We start from the raw sequence: 6,145 nt of genomic DNA, 5'->3' as shown, positions 1-6,145 counted from the left end.
CGCCGTGCAGTCATTCTGCACAAGGGAGCCGCAACGCCGTTCCCGCGCCCGTTTTTGATAACAACGGGCGGCCGAGCCCCTTCGGGGTTGGCACCCCAGGTTCCCCGATCCTGCGTTGCGCCGTTTGCGGGTAGAACCACTACCCGCTGCACGACGCGCCTGGCCTCGGAAAACCTGGGGTACCAACGCGAGCGTGTACATTAATCAGTGTTTCCCTGGGGTGTGGGCCGCCGCCTTGGGTTACCCCTCGCGGGCGACGGCGCGATAGCCGATATCTGTCCGGCAGTATATATCCTCGAAGTGGATCTGTTGCACGGCCTCGTAGGCCTTTTTTTGGGCGGATCTCACGTCCCTTCCAAGGCCCACGACGCAAAGCACGCGGCCCCCGGCGGTCACGACCGCGCCATCTTCGCGCGTTGCGGTCCCGGCATGAAATACGTAGGCCTCGGGGTCATTCTCCACCGCTTCGAGCCCGGTGATCGCGTCGCCCTTGCGGTAGGCGCCCGGGTATCCTCCGGCGGCCAGTACCACGCCGAGGGCGACGCGGGCATCCCAGTGTGCTTCGATCTGGTCCAGGCGCCCGTCCAGCGCGGCCTCGACCAGATCGGTCAGGTCCGACTCCAGGCGACTCAGGATCGGCTGGGTCTCCGGGTCGCCGAAACGGCAGTTGAACTCCAGCACCTTCGGGTTGCCCTCGGCGTCGATCATCACGCCGGCATACAGGAAGCCGGTATAGCGTTCGCCGTCTTCGGCCATGCCGCGCACGGTCGGTTCGATGACCTCGCGCAGGATGCGCGCGTGCAGTTCGTCCGTGACCACCGGGGCCGGGGAGTAGGCGCCCATGCCGCCGGTGTTCGGGCCCTGGTCGCCGTCGTCGCGCGCCTTGTGGTCCTGCGAGGAGGCCAGCGGCAAGACATGCTCGCCGTCCACCATGCAGATGAAGCTCGCCTCCTCGCCGCGCAGGAACTCCTCGATCACCACGCGGTGCCCGGCCTCGCCAAAGGCGTTGCCGGCCAGCATGTCGCGCACCGCGGCGCAGGCCTCGTCCTCGGTCTGCGCGAGGATCACGCCCTTGCCGGCGGCCAGGCCGTCGGCCTTGACCACGATCGGGGCCCCGTGGGCCTTGATGAAATCCAGCGCGGCCGCCTCGTCCTCGAAGCTGCCGTAGGCGGCGGTGGGGATGCCGTGGCGCTGCATGAAGTCCTTGGCGAAGCTCTTGGAGCCCTCGAGCTGCGCGGCCTTCGCCGTCGGGCCGAAGCAGCGCCGTCCGGCGGAGCGGAAGGCGTCTACCACCCCGGCAACCAGGGGCGCCTCCGGGCCGACCACGGTGAAGGCGATGTCTTCGCGCTCGGCCAGGGCCAGCAGGCCGTCGATGTCGGTGACGTCCACCGCGTGGTTCTCGCACTTGTCCGTGCGCGCGGTGCCGGCATTGCCGGGGGCGACCAGCACGCGCTGCACGCGCGGGGACTGGGCGAGTTTCCAGGCCAGGGCATGCTCGCGGCCGCCGTTGCCGATAACGAGTACGTTCATCACGGACCTCAGTGGCGGAAGTGGCGCATGCCGGTGAACAGCATTGCGATGTCGTGTTCGTTGGCGGCGGCGATCACCTCGTCGTCGCGCATCGAGCCGCCCGGCTGGATCACGGCGGTGATGCCGGCCTCGGCGGCCGCGTCGATGCCGTCGCGGAACGGGAAGAAGGCGTCCGAGGCCATCACCGAGCCGGCCACCTGCAGGCCCTCGTCGGCGGCCTTGATGCCCGCGATCCGTGCGGAGTAGACCCGGCTCATCTGGCCGGCGCCAACCCCGATGGTCTGTTCGTCACGCGCATAGACGATGGCATTCGACTTCACGTACTTCGCGACCTGCCAGGCGAAACACAGGTCCCGGGTCTCCTGCTCGGAAGGTGCCCGCGCGGTCACGGTCTTCAGTTCCGCATCCGCGAGCGAGCCGCGATCGGCGTCCTGTACCAGCAGCCCGCCCCCAATCCGCTTATAGTCGAGCCCCGGGGCCGTGGCGGCCGGCGGGATCTCCAGTACCCGGACGTTCTTCTTGGTGGCGAGGGCGCGCAGCGCGCCCGGGGTGATTTCCGGGGCGATCACGACCTCCACGAACTGGCGGCTGACGATCGCGTGTGCGGTATCGCCATCCAGCGGGCGGTTGAAGGCGATGATGCCGCCGAAGGCCGAGGTGGGGTCGGTCTGGAAGGCGCGTTCGTAGGCCATTAGCTGGGTCGGGGCGACGGCCACGCCGCAGGGGTTCGCGTGTTTCACGATCACACAGGCCCCGGCCTCGAACTGGCGCACGCATTCCCAGGCGGCGTCGGCATCGGCCAGGTTGTTGTAGGAAAGGGACTTGCCCTGGTGCTGGCGGTAGCTGGCCAGCGAGCCGGGTGCGGGCGCGGGATCGCGATAGAACGCCGCGCGCTGGTGCGGGTTCTCGCCGTAGCGCAGGGCCTCCACGCGCTCGAAGGTGGCATTGAGCTGACCCGGGAAGGGTTCGGCCTCGCCATTTTCGTCCAGCGCCGAGAGGTGGTTGCTGATCGCCGCGTCATAGCGGGCGACATGGTCGAAGGCCGCCACCGCGAGGCGAAAGCGCAGGCGCGCCGGGATCTCGCCATGCTCGCCCAGGGCCTCGACGATCGCGCCGTACTGATCCGGGCTGGTGGCGACGGCCACGTCGCGATAGTTCTTGGCGGCCGCGCGCAGCATCGCCGGTCCGCCGATGTCGATGTTCTCGATCGCCTCGGCCAGCGTGCAGCCGGGACGGGCCACGGTGGCCTCGAACGGATACAGGTTGACGACCAGCAGGTCGATCGGCGGGATGTCCTGTTCGGCCATGACCTGGGCATCGATATCGCGCCGCCCCAGCAGGCCGCCGTGGATACGCGGGTGCAGGGTCTTGACCCGACCATCCATGATCTCGGGGAATCCGGTGTGTTGCGAGACCTCGGTCACCGGCAGGCCTTCCTCGGCCAGCAGGCGCGCGGTGCCGCCGGTGGACAGGAGTTCGACGCCCCGTTCGTGCAGGGCGCGCGCGAGTTCGACCACGCCGGTCTTCTCGGATACGGACAGCAGGGCTCGGCGGACGGGGCGGCTGGCGGTCATTCGGGGCCTCTGGAATCGGATCAAAAGCCCTCATTATAGCGAAGCTCGTCGGGAGGGGTGGTCCGTGTTCGAGGCCCCCGCGGCGGCCGCTCGCTTGTACTTTTGCGCAAAACAACTTGTAATTTTTGCGCAAAACCTTCAGGGTATAGAAACGATTTCGGAACCAATCGCCTGCGACCCAATGCGTTGCGAGGCGCCGTTACCGTTTCCCCGAGCCAGGCGGGTGGGCCCGCCAGACCACGGTTCGGTATCCGGGCCTGATTGCCCTCCCGGATGCAAGGGAAAGCCGGCTTCGGTCGGCCGCAGGCGCTGCCAGATATCAACGCGCCTGTGGGAGAGGACGCCTGATCGCCGGGCGCAGTCAGCCCGGTCCGGATCATCGTCGATGTGCCGACCGAACGGGGTGCGCGACGGCGTCCGGTGTGACCCTGGTTCCGGCGGTCCGGCCGAAGGTCGGCCGGACCGCGTGAACAACGCAGTACAGACAAGAGGAATCAGCATGTCCGCGAACATCAAGAATGATCAGGATTTCGGCGAGAAGCCGACCGAGCGTCGCGATACCGAAAACTATCGCAAGGAGTACACCACCGGTTTTGTCGACAAGTGGGACGACCTGATCGACTGGGACAACCGCGCGAAGAGCGAAGGCACCTTCTTTATCGAAGAGCTGAAGAAGCGTGGCGCCAAGCGCGTGCTGGACGTGGCAGCCGGTACCGGCTTCCATTCGGTCCAGCTGATCGAGGCGGGCTTCGACGTGGTGACTGCCGACGGCAGCCCGGAGATGCTGGCCAAGGCCTTCGAGAACGGTCGCAAGCGGGGCCACATCCTGCGCACCGTGCAGGCCGACTGGCGCATGCTGAACCGTGACATCTACGGCCGCTATGACGCGGTGGTCTGCCTGGGTAACTCGTTTACCCACCTGTTCAACGAACACGACCGCCGCAAGGCCCTGGCCGAGTTCTACTCCGCCCTGAACCATGACGGTGTGCTGATCCTCGACCAGCGCAACTACGACACCATCATGGACCACGGCTACTCGTCCAAGCACACGTACTACTACTGCGGCGACGACGTGCAGGTACAGCCGGCGCATGTGGACGAGGGCCTGGCCCGCTTCCAGTATCGCTTCCCGGATGGCTCCGAGTACTTCCTGAACATGTTCCCGCTGCGCAAGGCCTATGTGCGTCGTCTGATGCGCGAGGTCGGTTCCCAGAAGATCGAGACCTACGGCGACTTCCAGGAGACCTACCGCGAGTCGGATCCGGACTTCTTCATCCACGTGGCCGACAAGAAGTACATCGAGGACGAGAACCGATGAGCACGCAGTATTCCGACGTCGTCGAGACGGCGCGCGACTACTACAACAGCGAAGACGCCGATACCTTCTACAAGCTGGTGTGGGGTGGTGAAGACCTGCACATCGGCATGTACGAGTACCAGGGCGAGCCGATCGGTGATGCCAGCCGGCGTACCGTCGCGCACATGTCCGACCTGCTGGGCGAGCCACAGCCGGAATGGCGCGTGCTCGACATGGGTGCCGGGTATGGCGGTGTGGCCCGCTACCTGGTCGAAAACTACGGCTGTGACGTGACCGCGCTCAATCTTTCCGAGAAGGAAAACGAGCGCGACCGCGAGATCAACAAGGCGCGTCACCTCGACCACAAGATCACCGTCGTCGACGGTTCCTTCGAGAAGGTCGACGAGCCCGACGAATCCTATGACGTCGTCTGGTCGGAGGACTCGTTCCTGCACAGCCAGAACGACAAGAAGAAGGAAGTGATCAAGGAGGCCGCGCGTCTGCTGAAGCCGGGCGGCTGGCTGATCTTTACCGATCCGATGCAGACGGACAACTGCCCGGATGGCGTGCTCGATCCGATCCTGGCTCGCATCCACCTCGACTCGCTGGCCAGCCCCTCGCTCTATCGCGAGGCGGCCAAGGAAGCAGGCCTCTACGAGGTCGGGTTCGAGGAACACTCCAGCCAGATCGCGACCCATTACGGCCGCGTGAAGCAGGAACTGGAGTCGCGTGAAGACGAGCTGCGCGAACACATCTCCCAGGACTACATCGACCGCATGAAGCAGGGTCTGCAGCACTGGGTGGATGGCGGCAACTCGGGTTATCTGACCTGGGGCATCTTCCGCTTCCGCAAGCCGGCCGAGTAAGTCGGTCCGGGAAGTAGCTGGCGGCCGCTATGGCCGGCTCGTCAGCCGCTTCCAGACCCCGCTCACCCGGCCCTCGATGGGCCGGAAGCGGGTCTTGTAGGCCATCTTCGGGGCCTGGTCGATCCAGTACCCGAGATAGACATGCGGCAGGCGCAGCCGCCGGGCATGCGCGATCTGCGTAAGCACGGCGAGGGTGCCCAGGCCGCGATCCGGCGTCTCCGGATCGAAAAAACTGTACATGGCCGACAGCCCCTGCGGGGTGCGGTCGGTGAGCGCAACGGCCACCAGCGCGTGGTCCCGGCGGAATTCGAGGATATCCACCGGACCGTTGCGGTGGCTGAGCATGCCCGCGTAATCGTCGCGCCCCATGCGCTCCATGCCGCCGCCGGTATGGCGATGGGCGAGATAACGCGAGAACAGCGGCATGTGCTCGTCCAGGTCCGCACAGGGTGCATGCCCTGGCTGATCCGGAGGGCGCGTGATCGTGACCGCGAGATCATGGTTGCGTTTCAGGCAGCGGCGCTGGCTGCGGCTGGGCGCGAAGTCCGCGACCGGGATGCGCACCGGAACACAGGCCGTGCACGTCGGGCAGTGGTGGCGGTAGACGAACTGGCCACTGCGGCGAAAACCCTCGGCGAGCAGCTGCCCGTAGCGCGCGCCGCCCAGGTTGACCGCGGGGTCGACCAGCAGGCTCTGCATCTCGCGGTCGTCCAGATAGGGGCAGGCCTGCGGGGCCGTAACAAACCAACGGATCGGGTGTTCCTGCATGACGCTATCGTGACACGACTCGCGACGGGCGCAAAACAGGAAGCCGGACCCGTACCGCAATATCCGGAACACCGCCGCGGAGGGCGGGTTCTCGCCGGGCCGCAACGCGC

5 protein-coding genes are annotated in these 6,145 nt (G+C 66.4%); 2 read left to right on the top strand and 3 right to left on the bottom strand.

Going from position 1 to position 6,145, the window contains the following annotated elements:
- Nucleotides 1-240 precede the first annotated feature (240 nt).
- Nucleotides 241-1,530, bottom strand: coding sequence for a phosphoribosylamine--glycine ligase (gene purD, locus G372_RS0101220; RefSeq protein ID WP_019623757.1), 1,290 nt, complete (start codon nt 1,528-1,530; stop codon nt 241-243).
- An 8-nt stretch (nt 1,531-1,538) separates the two neighbouring features.
- A complete protein-coding gene (purH, locus tag G372_RS0101215; RefSeq protein ID WP_019623756.1) occupies nt 1,539-3,104 on the bottom strand; it encodes a bifunctional phosphoribosylaminoimidazolecarboxamide formyltransferase/IMP cyclohydrolase in 1,566 nt (521 codons plus the stop codon).
- A 499-nt stretch (nt 3,105-3,603) separates the two neighbouring features.
- On the opposite strand from purH, the gene G372_RS0101210 reads away from it, so the two are divergent.
- A complete protein-coding gene (locus G372_RS0101210; RefSeq protein ID WP_019623755.1) occupies nt 3,604-4,422 on the top strand; it encodes a glycine/sarcosine N-methyltransferase in 819 nt (272 codons plus the stop codon).
- Nucleotides 4,419-5,267 (top strand): methyltransferase domain-containing protein, encoded by an 849-nt coding sequence (locus G372_RS0101205; protein WP_018863135.1) that lies wholly within the window; start codon nt 4,419-4,421, stop codon nt 5,265-5,267. Before G372_RS0101210 ends, G372_RS0101205 begins: the two co-directional genes overlap by 4 nt.
- A 27-nt stretch (nt 5,268-5,294) precedes the next feature.
- Here the strand turns inward: G372_RS0101205 and G372_RS0101200 are convergent, their stop codons facing one another.
- Nucleotides 5,295-6,035: an arginyltransferase gene (locus tag G372_RS0101200; RefSeq protein ID WP_019623754.1), complete on the bottom strand. Its 741-nt coding sequence runs from the start codon at nt 6,033-6,035 to the stop codon at nt 5,295-5,297.
- Between the last annotated feature and the right edge of the window lie 110 nt (nt 6,036-6,145).

The organism is Thioalkalivibrio thiocyanoxidans ARh2 (assembly GCF_000385215.1).
Classification (GTDB): Bacteria; Pseudomonadota; Gammaproteobacteria; order Ectothiorhodospirales; family Ectothiorhodospiraceae; genus Thioalkalivibrio; species Thioalkalivibrio thiocyanoxidans.
Note: the sequence above shows the minus strand (reverse complement) of the source record. Positions and strands in the feature narration are given on the sequence as shown.